Origin of the sequence: Kaistella sp. (assembly GCF_041824135.1) — a bacterium.
Lineage (GTDB): Bacteria > Bacteroidota > Bacteroidia > Flavobacteriales > Weeksellaceae > Kaistella.
In genome coordinates, this window is the sequence record NZ_JBGZYM010000020.1 from 13707 (window position 1) to 31042 (window position 17336).

Sequence of the window (17336 nt, forward strand, 5' to 3'; positions counted from 1 at the left end):
ATTACAGATTTTAAGATTTGTATCTTTGTTATTCTTAAAAATTTAAAGTTATGAAAGTAGATATTTGGAGCGACATTCGTTGTCCGTTTTGTTATGTTGGAAAAAAGAATTTTGAAAAGGCTTTGGAACAGTTTCCAGACAAGGACAAAATTGAAGTAACCTGGCATAGTTTCCAACTGGATCCAGAATTAAAAACACAACCTGAAAAAAGTTCCTTGGACTATTTCTCTGAAGCAAAAGGAGTTTCTGCAGATGAGGCAAAAGCAATGTATGAAAACGTTTACAATGCTGGAAAAGGTGCTGGAATAGATTTTAATTTCGACCATCAGAAAGTTGCGAATTCTTATCGTGCGCATCTTTTACTGCAACTGGCTGCGACAAAAAATGTAGCCAACGAAACGGAAGAAGCATTATTTAAAGCACAACTCGTCGATGGAAAAAACATTGATGATGAAGCGACTTTAATTGAATTAGGAAAGTCTGTTTCTTTAACCGAAGAAGAAATCAAAGAAGCTTTGGTGTCTGATGATTTGGGAATGGAAGTCACACGCGATATGATGTTGGCGCGTCAAATGGGAATTAGTGGTGTTCCGTTTTTTGTGATTAATGATAAATACGGAGTTTCTGGAGCGCAACCTCCGGCAGCATTTACCGATGTTTTAGAAAGTTCGTGGAAAGAGTTTTCGGCTGGAGACAAAGGTTTGCAAATCATCTACAGCGGTGAAAGTTGTGATATTGATGGCAATTGTGATTAATTAAAAGTTCAATAAAATTTAAAACTTCTGAAGTCGCTGATTTCAGAAGTTTTTTTTTTGCATTGAATTCAGTAGAAATCAAGGTCTAAAAGTTGCATTAATAAACATTAAATCAAAACAATTATGAGCAGAGGATTTGTAAAAGAAGATGATCAGGAAGAAGTTCCTTTAGTTCCGCCCAGAGCCGATCTACCAACTGGAACGGAAAATTTCGTCACCCAAAACGGACTGGATTCGTTACTGGAAGAAAAAGAAATATTATTGCGTGAACAGGAAAACTTAGATGCATCACAAGAAAAAGAATACCGAATTTCATTTAATCATATCAATGCGAAACTGCAATTATTAAATGAAAGAATTAATTCAGCGAAAATAATCGACCCGACCAAATTACCGCAAGACGAAATTCATATTGGCGCGAAAGTTACTTTCAAAAATACAGCGAACAATTCGACCCAGACTTTTCAAGTTGTTGGCGTTGATGAAGCTAATATCTCAGAAAAGAAAATATCTTTTATTACGCCCTTAGCCAAAGCATTGATGCATAAAAAAGTGGGTGAACAGGCTATTCTAAACTTGGGTGAAAAGAAAAATACTTTTGAGATTTTAAAGATTGAGTATTGAAGATGTTTGAATCAAACAAAATTTTTGCTCTCGCAGAATTTGTTATTGAGCAGATCAATTCTATGCAGAATCATTTTAAATAGGTGTCATCTTGAAAACTTGAAAGAAAAATTTAATCTACTTATTTTAAATCGTCTTCTTATTGGTCAACAATTGTACAATCAAAATAATTCCAGAGAAAACTAAGCCTACAACAGAAACGCCAGTCCAGCCAAAGTAATTCCAAGCCAGTGAGCCGAAGCTTGTTCCCGCTGCACCGCCGATAAAAAAGCCGACCATGTAAATGGTATTCACCCTATTTCTAGCCTCTGTATTTTTAGAAAAAACGATATTTTGATTGGTAATATGAACGCCTTGGACCCCTAAATCAATCAGCACAACTCCGATAATTAATCCAATGATTGAATGAGACGAAACTAGAAATATCAACCACGATGCGATAATTAAGATCGCTCCAAAGATGATCAGTTTACTTTTCTTAACGCGGTTGTTCAATTTTCCAACAACGGTTGCACCCAAAGCGCCCGCAATTCCGAACAAACCAAATCCTCCCGCGATTGCACTTCCGTAGCCAAAAGAATCTTCCATCAGAAAAACGAAAGTGGTCCAGAACGCACTTAAACTTCCAAACGCTAAAGCTCCTCGTAAAGTTGCCAATCTCAAAGTTGGTTCGGTCTTTAAATAAAACCAAAGCGATTTCATTAACTTCACATAACTTTCGCCAAATTTTGGTTGAATGACTGGCAGTTTAGCATTTAATAAAAAGAATAACATGGTCATTAAAGCCGCTGCACCATAGAAAACGCTTCGCCATCCAAAATATTCGCCGACTAAACCACTCAAAACCCGACTTCCTAAAATCCCGATTAAAAGTCCGCTCATTACAATTCCAATAGCACGACCGCGGCCTTCATTATTACTGAGATGCGCAACCATCGGCACAAATAATTGTGGAAGTGTGGACGTAAAGCCTATTAAAAAACTACTGAATATTAGTAAGGATAAAGACTGCGAAAGGGCCGCTCCCAACAGTGAAAGCACCAGAATTAAAAAGTTAAGTCTGATAATTTTCAGATTATTCACTTTATCTCCCAACGGAATAATAAACAGCAATCCCAAAGCATACCCGATCTGAGTCGAAAGAGCAACGTTGCTCACTTTTGAATCGCTCACATTTAAACTTAAAGCAATATCGTGCAGCAACGGTTGATTGTAATACAAATTCGCCACGACCAAACCTGCTGAAACACTTAAAAGATAGAGTAAGGAATTGGGTAATTGATTTTTCATAGAATGGTCTGTAGAGCTATTTCTTAACAGAGTGCAAAACTAAAACTTCTCTACAAATAATAACTTACTTTATTCATCGCTTTCTCTAATTGCAAAAATGATAGGGTCTATTGCTTTTTTTAAATACACCTCAAAAATTAAGGAAGCGCATGAAATCTTTTGATAGAAGTCGGTTTGAAAATATATTTAGCAGTAACGGTTTGAGGCGCATTCACATCAAGTTCATACCAAGGTGAAAGTTTCGGATTTTTATGATTGACCAAAATATGAATATCCTGAGCTGGCATATAACTTTCGGCCAGCAAATACAATTTTTTACCCGCTACATTTCGGGCAACACCAACAATAATCACCGAATGACCAGGACTTCCGGGCTTGATGATGAAATCTCCAGCTTTGATAGAAGCATTATCTTTCACAGGATCAGATTCGACATCTAAAGAAATAGTACCTGCATATCGAAAAATCACTTCTAAATATTTTTGGAAGCTTTCGTAAGAATCATCAAATTTCCCGGTGTTGATAAAACTTACTTTCTTATTGACTTCTTTGGTGCGATAGCCGATTTTATAATCATCCCAGGCGAAAAACTGCGTGCTTGTAAATTCAAATCCGATATCATCGAACCGCTGATTGAGCCATAAATATTCTGCGTATAAACGGATCCAGGCATCTGCACACTGTTGCAGGTTTTTTTCACCAACATCAATTTTCAAAATCGCAACATGATGTTGTTGCTCTTCTATTGGAACTCCTGTAAAATCCCGTACTGGCAAGTTGGGCGGATGAAGGGGAAAGTTCGAAAGAAACTCACTGAAACTTCCAGGTTCTTGTTGTACCCACGAAAATCCATTTGGAGGATTAAAGCGGGTACGGATCGTAGATTTTGTTTGATCAATCTCCAAAGGTTGTGTAGTCACATAGATTTGTGAAAAGGAATTTTGAAAAACGACGAAAAATAGTAATAGCAAAAACTTTTTCAAATGGAACGATATTTCAAGTAATCAAAATTACCTATTATTTCTAAATATGGAAAATTAACACTAATTTTTAAAAAACATCGTTATATTTGAGCCACGTTTGAAAATGAAAAGATATTCTACAGCCCTCTTATTTCTTCTAGTTTTTGTTGGGATTTCTGCTCAACAGGATACCATTAACATTACTGCAAAAATTAGTGAAAACAGTAATCTTATTTCGGTAGATCAAGATATAATTTACTACAACACTACCGACTTACCGATAAAGAAAATTAAGCTACTCAACTGGATATCGGCGTATAAGAATAGAAACACTCCACTCCTTTCCCGAACTCTACAGGATCGAAAGACTGATATGTATTTTGCAACGAAGGAAGAATTAGGGGATACCGATGACTTAAAAATTAGAATAGGATCTTCCGGTTGGGATTATCTTTCAGGCAATGATGAAAACATTTATTATCCACTTGCTGAAGAATTGAAACCTGGCGAAAGCGTCAAAATATCTTTACAATATCTTTTAAAAATACCTCATAAGAAATTCACGGGTTACGGAATTGACCAAAATTCATTGTCATTCAAATATTTTTTCATCGTTCCCGACTCTTTCGAAAACCCAGATCAAAGTCCCCAATATTTTCAAAATATTGAAGAAAATCAAAGTCCTGGAAATTACTGGAAAATTAATTTTGACTTGCCAGCTACCTATTTTGTGGAAAGTAATTTAGAGCGAATTGAGCGAACTTCATTTGCCGGACCACTCAATAAAGATCCCGAATTTTTAATTACCTTAAAATCTACGGATCAAATGATCACGGAGATTGACGGTCAAAAAATCGAACTTGATTTCGGTTATAAGCTGAATGCTGATGAAAGACAAAATCTAGAATTTTATCTTCCGCTACAGCTTCATTTCATCAAAAATAAAATTGGAAATCTGCCAGCGAAAATTTTCATTACAGAAAAATTTAAAAAAGATGAAGATTTCATCGGCATTGACGATCTGCAATTTTGGAAATTTCACTACCAACTTTTTAAAAACCACGAGCAAACCGATCTCAATTATTTCAGCATCTTGTCTAAAGCAATTGTTCAGCGAAGTGTCATTTTTGAAAAAAGCAATGATCATTGGTTGATGAATGGACTGAAAACGTATTTGGAAATCGAATATCTGGACCGTTATTACAAGGACAGAAAACTCTTGGGAGATTTACCAGACCAACTGAAAATCTTCGGTTTGAAACCTTTGAAGTTTTTCCGTCTTTCTAAACTGGAGTTGAGTGAGAGATATGGTCTTGCTTACCAATACATGGTGACTCAAAATCTGGATCAAAAAATTGATGAACCGTTTGAAAAGATGAGCAATTTCAATGCAACTGCCATTAGTCATTTCGAAACTGGAAGTCTCTTTGCCTTCATCGCCGAAAAGATGGGTCAGGAAAAATTCGATGACTTTTTGAAAAACTATTTGACGAAATACGCTGCGGAACAGGTGGATCAAAAAGTGTTTTTAGACGAATTATCCTTAGCCTCAGGTTATTCCTCAGATTTTTTTGAAGATTTTATCAAGCAGAAAAACAGGGTCAATTTTAAGTTGAAAAGGTTTAGGAAAATCGATGATAATTTTCAGGTTAAAGTTTCAAAAAACACTCCACAAACGATTCCCTTTAAAATTGAAACAGAGGAACAGTCTGGCGAGAAACAGACTTTTTGGTTTGATACCGATACCTCTGAAAAAATCGTTGAGTACAATATTCCACAATCCAATGCCGAGAAAATAATCATTAACGATCATTATATTTTTCCAGAGAAAAACTTCCGCGATAATTATCTATATACCAAAGGAGTATTTTCTAACATGAAAAAATTAAAACTCAAAGTATTCAAGGACATTCCTAATCCAGAATACAATGAAATTTATGTGAATCCGCGGTTGAGCTTCAATGCGTATGACAAAGTTTTATTTGGAATTAACTTTAAGAACGGTTCTTTGTTTGACCGAAAATTTCAATATTCATTCACTCCTTATTTCAGCTCAGGTACCGGACAATTAGCTGGATCAGGAGGAGTTTCCTATTCTTTTCAGCCGGCAAATAGTTTTTACCGAAGTTTAGATTTTGGCGTTTCGGCTTCTCATTTTCATTATGATTTTGATCTAACGTACAGAAAACTGGGTGCATTTGTCGGTATTAATTTTGCGAAAAACCCACGTTCTGATATAGGTCGTGGTATCGGATTTTCTTATAATTATTTAGAAAAAGATTTAGATCCAACCAAACAGAACCAAACAGAATACGGCAAATACAACTTATGGAATTTAGGATACGGTTATTCTGATCGTTCTTTAATTCATGAAAAATCCAGCAACATCAATTTTCAGTGGATGGAAGATTTCCAGAAAATTTCAACAGAATTTTCTTATCGATGGGAATTTGCAGAAGATAAAAAAGTGAGCTTCCGATTTTTCGGTGGTTACTTCATCAATAATAATACGAAAAACGACCTGTTTAATTACGGTATTTCAAAAGTATCCAACTATGCTTTTTCTTATGGTTTATTGGGACAGAGTGCAACTTCTGGCGTATTTGCACAACAGTTAATTGTGGCCGAAGGTGGTTTCAAATCTTATCTTGGTTCCACCGCAAACAAATGGATTACCTCAGTCAACGTAGATTCCCATGTGTGGCGTTGGTTTAATGTTTATGCAGATGCTGGCGTTTACAAAAACAAAAATCAAAGTGCCGAATTCATCTGGGATTCTGGCGTTAAAGTAAAAGTAATTCCCGATTTTCTGGAAGTATATTTCCCGATTCAAAGTTCACTTGGGTTTGAACCTTCCTTTAAAGATTACGGACAAAGAATACGCTTTACGTTGGTGCTGAACTTTAGTGCGATCACGAGTTATTTTAGAAGAGGTTGGTTTTAAAAAACCCTTCCAAAGTCCTTTAAAACTTTTTAAAAACGAAGCAGTTATATTTTTATCATTTAACCATTAAGAATCCATTAAGCAGTTAAGAAGATTAAGGTTTCTGGAATTAGATCGTGTAAAAAATTTCAACCCATAAAAAAAGCGACTCCAAATTGGAATCGCTTTCATTTTTATTATAAAGAAATATTAGTTCTTCATTACTTTTCTGCTCACTTTCGCAGAACCATTGTCAACAGTTACAATATACATTCCTTTGGTTAAAGAAGAAGTGTTGATCGATTGTCCGCTGTCAATTCTGTTTGAACTTACTAATTTTCCTTCAGCAGTATAAATGTTTACCGTTGCTCTTGCAGGAAGAATTACGGTTAAAGCATTTCCTACATTAGTGTTCATTTTGATTTGTTTGTCGAAACCAGCGACGTCGGTAACTGCCATTGACGCTTTATCCTGAAACAAAATGTCGTCAAAGTACACAAGACCTCCTGAGGTGCCGTCTGCATCCTTGTAAGTTCTCAACGATAATCTTGCAATAGTTGCAGATGCGGGAGCTACGGCTTCTACGCTAAATTGAACCCATTGCGGAGCATCTGTAGAATAATCCGCGCCTTGCAAAGTAGTTTCTGTCAATAATGCGGCATCTGTTCTCCATTGCCCCCAATATCTGAATCGACCATTACTTACGTTGTCATAGTACCATCCAGAATAAACATAAGTTTTTCCTGCTACCACAGCTATATCTGGTGCACCAATATTACTGGTTGAATTAGCAGCCAACAAACCTACAGCAAACCCACCCGAATGTACCGGGTTCGTACTTTGAATAATTTGTGCAGGCGTTGCAAACCATCCATCTGGCTTACCATCCGCCCAGGTTTCAAATCCTGCGTTTGGTATTAAATTTTGAGCACCCATAAGGGCTACTCCTGCGATTCCTAAAATTGTAAAGATTTTTTTCATTGTATTGAAATTTAATTGTTTATGATTAATTGGTAATACGAATTTACAAAATTGTTTTTAAAATAACTAGTTTCAAAATATAAATCATGTTTAGCACAAAAAAAAGATTACCATTGCTGATAATCTTTTTTTTTATAAAATTTCTGAGAAATTATTTTTTGATAATTTTCTGAGAAACTGCTTTTCCATTCACGTTTGCAGTTACTACATACATTCCTTTAGCTAAAGAAGAAACCTCTAAAGAAGTATTTTCATTAACAGATGCAGTTTTAACAACCTGACCGTTCATGTTAAGAATCTGTACGTCAGCTTTAGCAGCAAACAAGATTGCATTTCCTACTACCGTGTTTTTTACCAGATTAACTTTTGCAGTGTTTACATCAACTACAGCAGCAGTTGCGTTAGCGGTCCAAGAAATTCCATCAATAGTGATTTGCTTGTTACCAGTTTGAGTTCCTGCAGGATAAGTGATTTTTACTTTAACAAGACCAGATTTGTTGATAGCCGTTGTAGAGGTATATACAGTAGAATCTTCACCTGCTGTACCGAATGCAGGAGTAACAGTTGTTTCAACTCCGTCAACAACTAAAGCTAACACTCTGTTATTTGTACCTCCTGTAAAAGCTTTTCTATACTTAAAAGTAAATGTACCTACTCCATTTGGAATTTCAAATTCTACAGAACTAGGTTCGTCAGATCTTCTAAGCATCAATCCCTTACCATTGATAGCAAAAGTGTCCTGGTCTCTAGAATGAACGTAATTTACAGTAACTCCACTAGTTTCTCCAGCAAAAGTGCCATCAGCATAAGTTGCAGTTAATGCAGTTTGAGTTTCAAAAGTTTCAGCACCTTGTGCGTTTACAGTTGCAGCTAAAATTACAGCTGCGAATAAAGAATAGAATTTTTTCATGTTTGAAAATTTAAATAATTAATAATTAATAGCACAAAAATACGAACAATTTTACTAATTCCCTAATTTCAACATGAATTAAATGTTAAATCTGCAACAACAATTTTAAAAAGACTTTTTCGTTACTTTTACACCACTGTTTTTAAAGCGCTTTGATTAAAAAAATACTATTCTTATTCATTTATGTATCTGCATTAAGTCTAATTAATGCTCAAATTTTTACGTGGCAAAATCCAAACATATCAAAAGATTCTTTAAAAAAAGATTCTATCCTTGCGGCAAAAATTGAACAAGACGTTTTTTCTAAAGACACTTTGGATTTTATCAGAATGCCGAATAAAACCATTATTGATGAAGGCGTTCTGGTTAAAAATACACGATCTCAAATTCTAGGCGATCTAAATTCAAAAGGTTCTATCATCCGAGGAATTACTTTTGGGAATAACCAGGGGCAAAGTGTGCAGAGTTCCATGGATCTGCAGGTTACCGGAAACCTGTCCAACGATGTTTCGATTCTCGCTTCTATTTCGGATCATAATTTACCTATTCAAGCCGATGGTTATACGCAAACGCTGGAGGAATTCGATAAAATTTATCTACAACTCAATATTAAAGACAACTCCATTCTGCGTGCTGGTCATTTGGATTTGCTGGATGAGAAAACCTATTTCGGACGCTTTCAAAGACGAAGTATGGGTTTAGAATATCAAACGCAATTTGGAATTGAAAATAAAACCTTCGCCAACATTTCTGCGGGTGTGGCCAGGAGTGAATTCCACCGAATCCGTTTTCAAGGCGTAGAAGGAAATCAAGGTCCTTATCGTTTAAATGGAAAAAATGGCGAACAGTTTATTACTATTATTTCTGGGTCTGAACAGGTTTTCATCGATGGAATTTTAATGAAACGCGGTGAAAGTCAGGATTACGTCATTAATTACAATACGGGTGAAATTACTTTTACCAGTTTTCGTCCGATTTTTAAACAGAACTTTATTACCATTTCTTATAATTACACCAATCGAAATTACTCCCGTTTTTTAGTGACTGGCGGAGTTCAGCATGAACGGGAAAAAGTAAAAATTGGTTTCAATTGGTTTATGGAAAATGACAATAAAAACGCACCACTTTCTTTAAATTTATCTAAAGAAGATGAGCAGATTTTAGCCAATGCCGGAAATAACACCGATTTAATGTATGCTCCTTCCGGAACAGTTTCCGAATATGATGTGAATAAAATTCTCTATCAACTTATTCAAAATCAAAATGGAAATTATTACGAATTCTCCAGCGATCAAACACAAACATTATATCAGGTTGCATTTACTTATTTTGGCGACAATTTAGGAGATTACCGTTTAAAGCAAACTACCAATAACGGAAGGGTTTTCGAATACGCTGGTCCAAATGCCGGAACTTACAAAGCCGTACGAAAATTACCATCACCACAGAAAGCACAGGTTTTTTCTACCAATGCCGAAGTTCTTTTAAAGGAAGGAAAAATCGGAGCAGACTTTTCTTTAAGCAATTACGATATCAATCTTTTCTCCTCGAAAGATGCGAGTGATAACATCGGCTACGCCGGCAGAGTTTTCGGTTACAAAACTTTTAGCAAAAATAACTGGAAAGGAACGCCGAGTTTTGAATACCAACACATTAATTCACAGTTTCATATTTTAGATAGAATCAATGATGTAGAGTTTTCACGGGATTTTAATTTGACTGAGGAATTTAATCAAATTACTCAAAACCGTTTAATTTTTAGTTTTCTGAATCAATGGAAAAACACTTCTTTCCTGAATTACAAAATCAATTATTTAGATGAAAAAGATTCTTATACTGGAATAAAAAACGATCTGGATTTTGGCTGGATCAAAGGGAAATTTAACACCAACGGAAATTTCTCTTACCTCGACACCAAATCAACTTTTCAGAATACCAACTTTGTCAGAACTGGCGTTGCGACAGAATACGAGGGCAAAAAAGGAAGTTGGGCAGTCGGCGCTGGCATGGAACAAAATATAAAAAACTTCAACCAAACCGATGTGCTTGATGTCACCAGTTATCGCTGGAAAGAGGTTTTTGTTCAGAAAAAAATTGGGGATTCAACCCGAACAAAACTTTTAGCAAAAATGTATTTGCGTGACAATGATTCTGTCAGAAATAATACTTTGCAAAATAGAAATCAAATTCTTGGTTTTATGGCTGAAAGTCAAATCATCAAAACAGAGAAAACCACGTTATCTGCACTCCTCCATTATCGAAAATTCTTTGAGAAAACGGATGATTTACAGTCCACATACAATCAGGACTTCATTGTTGGAAACATGACTTATCAGCAACAATTATTCAATAATGGAATGCGTTTGCAGGCTTTTTATGAACTCGGAAATGGACAGGAAGCACAACGCGAATTTCAGTATATCAAAGTTACGGACGGGCAAGGTGTTTATAAATGGACCGATTATAACGGTGATGGAATTCAGCAGTTAGATGAATTTGAAATTGCAGAATATGCAGATTTGGCGCAATTTATTAGGATTTACACGAATACCGTAAATTATATTCCATCCAATAAAAATAAAATGCAGTTGGCTTTATTTGTAAACCCGTCTGTAATTTTTGATTCTGAAAATCAATTTCTAAAACGCTGGAATTTTAATATTTCAATTAATTCTCAAAACTCTTACTTTAAAAAAGAAAAGGTTTTTGTGCTTAATCCTTTTGAAAAAAATGAAGATCAAATTCTAAAAAATCAAAATATTTTGGCATCGGCACAGTTTAATCCGACCGACAAATCGGGTTGGAATGGAAATTACCGCTTCATCGCCAACAATAATTTAATTAATGCTAACTTTAGCAATGAAGAGCGGACGCAGGTTTCTCATTCCCTGAATATCGGACATTGGTTTGGGAAAGATTTCCGGATAGATTGGGAGAATTCGCTTCACGATATTGACAACGCGTCGCAACTTTTTACCAGTCGAGATTATCAATTGCAAAATGTAGAAACCAAGCCAAAAGCAACCTATAAATTTACGGAAGCGATTCAGTCAGAATTTTCTTCGGCCTTTCGTCAGAAAAAAAGAATTGATGGTGAAGAGTTTTTAAAGACTTTTGACCTTACGGGAAGTTTGCAATGGGATTGGCGAAAAACTTCGGTTCGTGGGAATTTTTCTTTTATCAATAATGATTTCACGGGAAATAATTTTTCGATTGTCGGCAACCAAATGCTCGATGGTTTGAAGCCAGGGAAAAATCAGGTTTGGTCGGTATTTCTTCAACAAGCGATCAATTCATTTATTCAACTTGATTTGAATTATGAAGGCAGGAATTCTGGTGAAAGAACGATTCACATGGGATCAATGCAGGTGAAAGCAAGTTTTTAGATTATTGATATTTTTGCCACGAATGCAAGGATATTTTTAAAATTTTCCTTTAAACTTTCAAAAAATTTAAGATGAGATTTATGGTAGAAATTCGAAAAATGAAAAGATTACCGTTAATATTCTTTTAGGAATTAAGAAGATTAAGATTTCCTTCGGAAATTGAACCCGAAAGTTTTTGTCTCCTTCTATATTAAAAAAGAGTTCGAAAATTAACTATTCACAATTGACCATTCACGTTATTTCTTGGCTCTTTTTACTTTTTACTTGGCTCTTGAAAATTAATCTTCATACATCACATACTTCGCTCTGATTTTCTGAAAATTATCCAAATCACCTTTCCACGAATTCTTAATTTCAACAGCAGATTTTCCAGCTACCATTTGTTTTCTTAATTCATCAGTTCCCGCTAACTTATCAAAAAACAGATTCTTTAAAAAGAAATCCTGTTGTGGATTTTTATAATCTTTATACACTTTCAAAAGCCAGTCTATATTCAGAACTCGTAAATCTTCCGAATATTCTGACAGATTTTCGCCGTAACATAATTTGCCATTTAAGAAAGGATCTTTCGCACCTGCTGACGGTTTTGGTGTAAACTGATACGGCAAATCTTTAGTCCAGGGAGAACCATAAATCTGGAAAGGCAAAGCAGTTCCACGCCCAACAGAAACCTGCGTTCCTTCAAAGAAACATAAACTCGGATACAAGTTAATTGACTGATCATTCGGTAAATTCGGTGAAGGTTTATCCGACATTTCATAGCGTTGTTTCTTGTGATATCCCTGCATCGGAATCAAAGTATATTTCGCCTGAATTCCGTTATTCAACCACTTTTCTCCGTTCACCATTTTTCCATACTCGCCAATTGTCAATCCATAAACAACCGGAATTTGATGCATTCCGACAAAACTTTTCCACTGGTTTTTAAGAACTGGACCATCGATATATCCATCGTGTGGATTCGGTCGATCAAGAACGATTACTTCTACCTTATTTTCAGCAGCGGCTTCCATCACATAAGTCAACGTAGAAATATAAGTATAGAACCGCACGCCAACATCCTGAATATCAAAAACAACAATATCAATTCCTTTTAACTGTTCTGGCTTAGGTTTTTTATTCGATCCGTAAAGAGAAACAATTGGAATTCCCGTTTTGGTATCAACGCCGTTTTTGACATGTTCGCCAGCATCGGCATCGCCGCGGAAACCATGTTCAGGTGCAAAAATTGATTTTATTTTAATATTATTTTTTACCAGAAAATCAACCAGAAAAGTTTGATCTTTCATCAAACCTGTTTGATTGGTAACGATGCCAATGGTTTTATTTTTTAATAAAGGCAGATAGAGTTCCGGTCGGTCGGCTCCGGTTTTAAAACAGTTTTTATCGAGGTTTTGCGCAAAACTGATTTGGCAAAAACCAAAATAAATTAGCACAATCAGAAGTAAATCTTTATTTTTGAGGCTTAAAATCATACGATTGAACTTTCCGTTATATTTTTCTAAAAAAATTGCATTTTCCAAAGATAATAAAAATAATCTCTCACGGGTTATTGTCTTTATTGGTCGGCTTTCCGTCGCCTTGGGAGTTATTGTTTCGCTCATTACCGTTTCTACCGGAGTCGGGTCCAAAAAAGCGATCAAGGAAAGAATGGCCGATTTCTCCGGACACATTTCGGTAAAATCAAAACAGTCCAACAATTCTTACAATTCATCGATTCTTAGTAATGATGGATTTCAACTGGATAAAATAAAAGTCCTACCCGACGTTGCTTCTACCCAAAAGTTTATCGCCGTAAGCGGAATTTTGCGCAATGAACATAATTTCGCCGGCATCATTTTTAAAGGAGTTGGTGAAGATTTTGACTCGGCACGCTTCCGCAAATTTATTATTGAAGGTAAATCACCGGTTATTACTGAAAAAGGTTTTGCCAGCGGAATTGCCATTTCCCAAAAAATCGCAACCGATCTTCACTTAGGAATTAAAGATAGCATCGTTGCTATTTTCTCCAAAGAAAATCAAAGTCCGCTTTACCGAAAGTTTGAAGTAGTTGGAATTTATAAAACTGACATTAAATTAATTGATGATGTTTTTATCATTGGTGGCATTAATCACGCCCGCAAAATTCAGGGAATGAAAGATTCAGAAATTGGCGGAATCGACATTTTCCTGAAGAACATTAACTACATCGATGAAGATGCGCCCAAAATTGACGAACTCGTTGGCTATAAAAACTACACCGTAAAAGCCACGGATGAATATCCACAGATCATGGATTTCATTGCGATTTTTGATACGAATATTGCTTTGATCATTACCATTATGCTGATTGTGGTCATCATTAATATCATCATGGTTTTACTAATTTTAATTATCGAAAGAACCAATTCCATCGGAATGTTAAAAACATTAGGCGCAACTAACGGGCAGATTCGAGCCATATTCATTAATTACACTTTACTGATTATGATTCCGGGTTTGATCATTGGAAACTTAATTGGCTTAGGATTTTTACTCATTCAAAAATATTTCGGCGTTATTACTTTAAATCCTGAAAACTATTATTTAAGTGTCGTCCCAGTTGAAATCAACATCTTCCATATTTTATTGATCTCCGTGGGAATTCTTATTGTTTCAGGAATTTCACTGGTTCTTCCAAGTTATTTGATCAGTAAAATCTCTCCGGTAAAAGCCATTAAATACAATTAATTTTAAAATTATATCTTTGCAAATTCGTAAATTTCTTATCGATTTTTACGAAATTAACAATTTAAATAACATCACTTAAATCCTTTTAAAATTTATTTTTTTAAAGTTGTGGAAAGTGATAATCAAACTATAAAATTCTTATGAAGTACGCGCAAAATATTCTTGAAACCATCGGAAATACTCCACTTGTAAAACTGAACAAAGTTTTGGGTGACGATTTTCCAGCCTTGGTTTTAGCAAAAGTAGAAACTTTCAATCCCGGAAATTCTGTGAAAGACAGAATGGCTTTGAAAATGATTGAAGATGCTGAAAAAGACGGACGTCTAAAACCAGGTGGAACTATTATCGAAGGGACTTCTGGCAATACCGGAATGGGTCTGGCTTTGGCTGCCATCGTAAAAGGGTACAAATGTATTTTCGTAACGAACGCCAAACAATCCAAAGAAAAAAATGATATTTTAAGAGCCGTTGGTGCAGAAGTGATTGTTTGTCCGACAGACGTAACGCCAGATGATCCACGTTCTTACTATTCTGTTTCTAAGCGATTGGGCGAAGAAACTGAAAACGGTTGGTATGTGAATCAATATGATAATTTATCGAATCGTACAGCCCATTACGAATCTACGGCACCAGAAATTTGGGACCAAACAGAAGGCAAATTAACGCATTTCATGGTTGGCGCTGGAACTGGTGGAACCATTACGGGTTGCGGAACTTTTTTTAAAGAAAAGCATTCTGAAATTCAAGTGATCGGCGTTGATACCTATGGCTCGATTTTAAAAGAATTTCACGAAACGGGTGAATATCATCCAGACAACGCCTACTCCTACATAACAGAAGGAATTGGCGAAGATATTATTCCTCAAAATTTCGACATGTCTGTCATTGATCATTTCGAAAAAGTGACTGATAAAGACGGTGCGATTTACGCCCGTAAACTGGCAAAGGAAGAAGGTATTTTCTGTGGTTATTCTGCCGGAAGTGCGATCGCGGCTTTAATTCAGATGAAAGATCAATTCACCAAAGATGATGTGATTGTCGTTTTATTACACGATCACGGTTCCCGATATGTGGGGAAAATCTACAATGATGAGTGGATGAAAGAAATGGGTTGGTTGTAAAATAATTTGGGCGTGCCCTTTATAAAAATAGCCGTAAAAGTTTACTTTTACGGCTATTTTTATAAACGTCGGTATCCGGTTCCAATCTTTTTTTATGTAGTTTTCTCTCAATTTCAAAGTTAGGATCAGAAAAAAGGATTTCCACCTTCTCCCTCATGCGAAGTGGATCACAGAAGTTCAGTCAGTTTTTTAGTCAAATTTTTTCGGGAGAATTGTTCAATATTTTGAGTCTGAGAATTTGAAATCCCGGATTTCCATTCTTCGAATTTTTCCGATAAAAACGTTTTTAATTCTGATTCATCATCATAAGAAAAATGTTTCCCAGCCTTGGTCGCTTCTAGAATTTTCTTCACATCACTATCTTTCGGACCAAAAGAAAGGATCTGTTTTCCGGTCGCCAGATATTCGAAGATCTTTCCCGGAATAATTCCTTTTGAACTTTCATCAGGGAAGTTCGTAATTAAAAGTAAATCAGAATTCGTCATCTCTATATTCGCTTCTGAATGAGAAAGATAGCCTAGATTATTTACCAAATATTTCAGTTCTGATCTTTCAATTTCACTTAAGATTTTATCATCAATTTTGCCGACAAATTTTAATTCGAAAGCATTTTTAAAAGCTTCGTTTTGGGAAACTAATTCGTTTAAAACTTTCCACAAAACCTCCGGATTTCGCAACTGTTCTAAAACTCCGATATAACTTAAAGTGAATTTTGAATTCTTTTCTTCAACGGAATTCTCAACCTCATTTTCATCAAAACCATTGGTAATACAAAAAGAATTCGCTCCTTTCTTTCTGAAATTTTCAGCATCTGCATAACTTGTTGCTAAAGTAATATCAGCAGTTTCAAAAACTTTCTGCTCCAGACTTCTATGTTTTTGATCTGCAGATTTAGTGAGTTTCAAATGTTTATAATAAGAAATTTCTGTCCACGGATCGCGGAAATCGGCAATCCATTTTAGAGAGGAAAACTCCTTCTTTAGTTCTAAACCGATCAAATGCATCGAATGCGGCGGACCTGTCGTTACAAAAGCATCAAACTGATTTTCTTTCAAATACTTTTTCAAATATTCAACTGAAGGTTTAACCCAAAAAACGCGGGCATCAGGAATGAAGAAATTTCCACGAACCCAAATTGAAAGTTTCGATTTCCACGATTGATTTTTACCGACATCAAATTGTCCGGCTTTAAATTTCTTATTGTCTTTCCCGAAGATTTCGGCTAATTGATAAGGTTCCCAAATCCTCGTTTTAATGGTTTCTAAATCCTCAGAAACTTCCCGTTCTAAAGTTTCATCAACAATAGGATAACTCGGATTCTCTGGAATAAAAACGGTCGGCTTCCAACGAAATTCGGGTAAATATTTTACAAATTTCAACCACCGTTGAACACCTGGTCCACCAGCAGGCGGCCAATAATAAGTGATGATTAATATTTTTTTTGTTGGTTCCATTTTTTATCTGACAGGAAGTTGACAACCGTAAAGTTGCTTTCAAAAATTACAATTCATAATCATTGTAAAAGCAAAATTGAAATCAAACCATTAAGAGATTAAGAATAATTAAGTCTTCATCAACTTAATTTCTTAATGGTTTATTTTAAGATTAATTGATTGCTTCTTTTGCGGTAAAAAATTAAAAGCATGAAAATCCCCCAAACGTTTTGCAACTTATC

12 protein-coding genes are annotated in these 17336 nt (G+C 35.4%); 6 read left to right on the forward strand and 6 right to left on the reverse strand.

The features are described 5' to 3' along the window. The first annotated feature begins 50 nt into the window (after nt 1-50). Nucleotides 51-755: a DsbA family protein gene (locus tag ACEYOS_RS02095; protein ID WP_373708425.1), complete on the forward strand. Its 705-nt coding sequence runs from the start codon at nt 51-53 to the stop codon at nt 753-755. Nucleotides 756-878: 123 nt separating this feature from the next. Next, nucleotides 879-1379: a GreA/GreB family elongation factor gene (locus ACEYOS_RS02100; protein WP_373708426.1), complete on the forward strand. Its 501-nt coding sequence runs from the start codon at nt 879-881 to the stop codon at nt 1377-1379. A gap of 126 nt (nt 1380-1505) precedes the next feature. Here ACEYOS_RS02100 and ACEYOS_RS02105 read toward each other — a convergent pair whose 3' ends face one another. Beyond that, a complete protein-coding gene (locus tag ACEYOS_RS02105; RefSeq protein ID WP_373708427.1) occupies nt 1506-2669 on the reverse strand; it encodes an MFS transporter in 1164 nt (387 codons plus the stop codon). A gap of 137 nt (nt 2670-2806) precedes the next feature. Next, nucleotides 2807-3589 (reverse strand): DUF4846 domain-containing protein, encoded by a 783-nt coding sequence (locus tag ACEYOS_RS02110; protein ID WP_373708428.1) that lies wholly within the window; start codon nt 3587-3589, stop codon nt 2807-2809. Between the two features lie 166 nt (nt 3590-3755). Between ACEYOS_RS02110 and ACEYOS_RS02115 the strand changes: the two genes are divergently transcribed. Then, complete coding sequence (locus ACEYOS_RS02115) at nt 3756-6575, forward strand: aminopeptidase (RefSeq protein ID WP_373708429.1); 2820 nt, start codon at nt 3756-3758, stop codon at nt 6573-6575. A 189-nt stretch (nt 6576-6764) separates the two neighbouring features. Here the strand turns inward: ACEYOS_RS02115 and ACEYOS_RS02120 are convergent, their stop codons facing one another. Both ACEYOS_RS02120 and ACEYOS_RS02125 read right to left on the reverse strand, forming a co-directional pair. Beyond that, complete coding sequence (locus ACEYOS_RS02120; RefSeq protein WP_373708430.1) at nt 6765-7535, reverse strand: T9SS type A sorting domain-containing protein; 771 nt, start codon at nt 7533-7535, stop codon at nt 6765-6767. Between the two features lie 151 nt (nt 7536-7686). After that, a complete protein-coding gene (locus ACEYOS_RS02125) occupies nt 7687-8445 on the reverse strand; it encodes a T9SS type A sorting domain-containing protein (RefSeq protein ID WP_373708431.1) in 759 nt (252 codons plus the stop codon). A gap of 329 nt (nt 8446-8774) precedes the next feature. On the opposite strand from ACEYOS_RS02125, the gene ACEYOS_RS02130 reads away from it, so the two are divergent. Next, on the forward strand, nt 8775-11831 hold the full coding sequence (locus tag ACEYOS_RS02130) for a hypothetical protein (RefSeq protein WP_373708449.1): 3057 nt from the start codon (nt 8775-8777) through the stop codon (nt 11829-11831). Nucleotides 11832-12109: 278 nt separating this feature from the next. Here the strand turns inward: ACEYOS_RS02130 and ACEYOS_RS02135 are convergent, their stop codons facing one another. After that, nucleotides 12110-13306: an exo-beta-N-acetylmuramidase NamZ domain-containing protein gene (locus tag ACEYOS_RS02135; RefSeq protein WP_373708432.1), complete on the reverse strand. Its 1197-nt coding sequence runs from the start codon at nt 13304-13306 to the stop codon at nt 12110-12112. A 4-nt stretch (nt 13307-13310) separates the two neighbouring features. Here ACEYOS_RS02135 and ACEYOS_RS02140 point away from each other — a divergent pair, with 4 nt between their 5' ends. Together ACEYOS_RS02140 and ACEYOS_RS02145 are read left to right on the forward strand one after the other, a co-directional pair. Then, entirely contained in the window at nt 13311-14540 is a 1230-nt protein-coding gene (locus ACEYOS_RS02140; RefSeq protein WP_373708433.1) for an ABC transporter permease, read from the forward strand. 140 nt (nt 14541-14680) lie between these two features. After that, nucleotides 14681-15661 (forward strand): PLP-dependent cysteine synthase family protein, encoded by a 981-nt coding sequence (locus tag ACEYOS_RS02145; RefSeq protein ID WP_373708434.1) that lies wholly within the window; start codon nt 14681-14683, stop codon nt 15659-15661. A 167-nt stretch (nt 15662-15828) separates the two neighbouring features. On the opposite strand, the gene ACEYOS_RS02150 is transcribed toward ACEYOS_RS02145, so the two are convergent. Further along, nucleotides 15829-17115: a glycosyl transferase family 1 gene (locus tag ACEYOS_RS02150; protein ID WP_373708435.1), complete on the reverse strand. Its 1287-nt coding sequence runs from the start codon at nt 17113-17115 to the stop codon at nt 15829-15831. Between the last annotated feature and the right edge of the window lie 221 nt (nt 17116-17336).

Bases quoted from the DNA above. Each gene is read 5' to 3' on its own strand.
- ACEYOS_RS02145 (WP_373708434.1), top strand. From the start codon at position 14,681: ATGAAGTACGCGCAAAATATTCTTGAAACCATCGGAAATACTCCACTT.
- ACEYOS_RS02100 (WP_373708426.1), top strand. From the start codon at position 879: ATGAGCAGAGGATTTGTAAAAGAAGATGATCAGGAAGAAGTTCCTTTA.
- ACEYOS_RS02095 (WP_373708425.1), top strand. From the start codon at position 51: ATGAAAGTAGATATTTGGAGCGACATTCGTTGTCCGTTTTGTTATGTT.
- ACEYOS_RS02120 (WP_373708430.1), bottom strand. From the start codon at position 7,535: ATGAAAAAAATCTTTACAATTTTAGGAATCGCAGGAGTAGCCCTTATG.
- ACEYOS_RS02135 (WP_373708432.1), bottom strand. From the start codon at position 13,306: ATGATTTTAAGCCTCAAAAATAAAGATTTACTTCTGATTGTGCTAATT.
- ACEYOS_RS02125 (WP_373708431.1), bottom strand. From the start codon at position 8,445: ATGAAAAAATTCTATTCTTTATTCGCAGCTGTAATTTTAGCTGCAACT.
- ACEYOS_RS02130 (WP_373708449.1), top strand. From the start codon at position 8,775: ATGCCGAATAAAACCATTATTGATGAAGGCGTTCTGGTTAAAAATACA.
- ACEYOS_RS02105 (WP_373708427.1), bottom strand. From the start codon at position 2,669: ATGAAAAATCAATTACCCAATTCCTTACTCTATCTTTTAAGTGTTTCA.
- ACEYOS_RS02115 (WP_373708429.1), top strand. From the start codon at position 3,756: ATGAAAAGATATTCTACAGCCCTCTTATTTCTTCTAGTTTTTGTTGGG.
- ACEYOS_RS02150 (WP_373708435.1), bottom strand. From the start codon at position 17,115: ATGGAACCAACAAAAAAAATATTAATCATCACTTATTATTGGCCGCCT.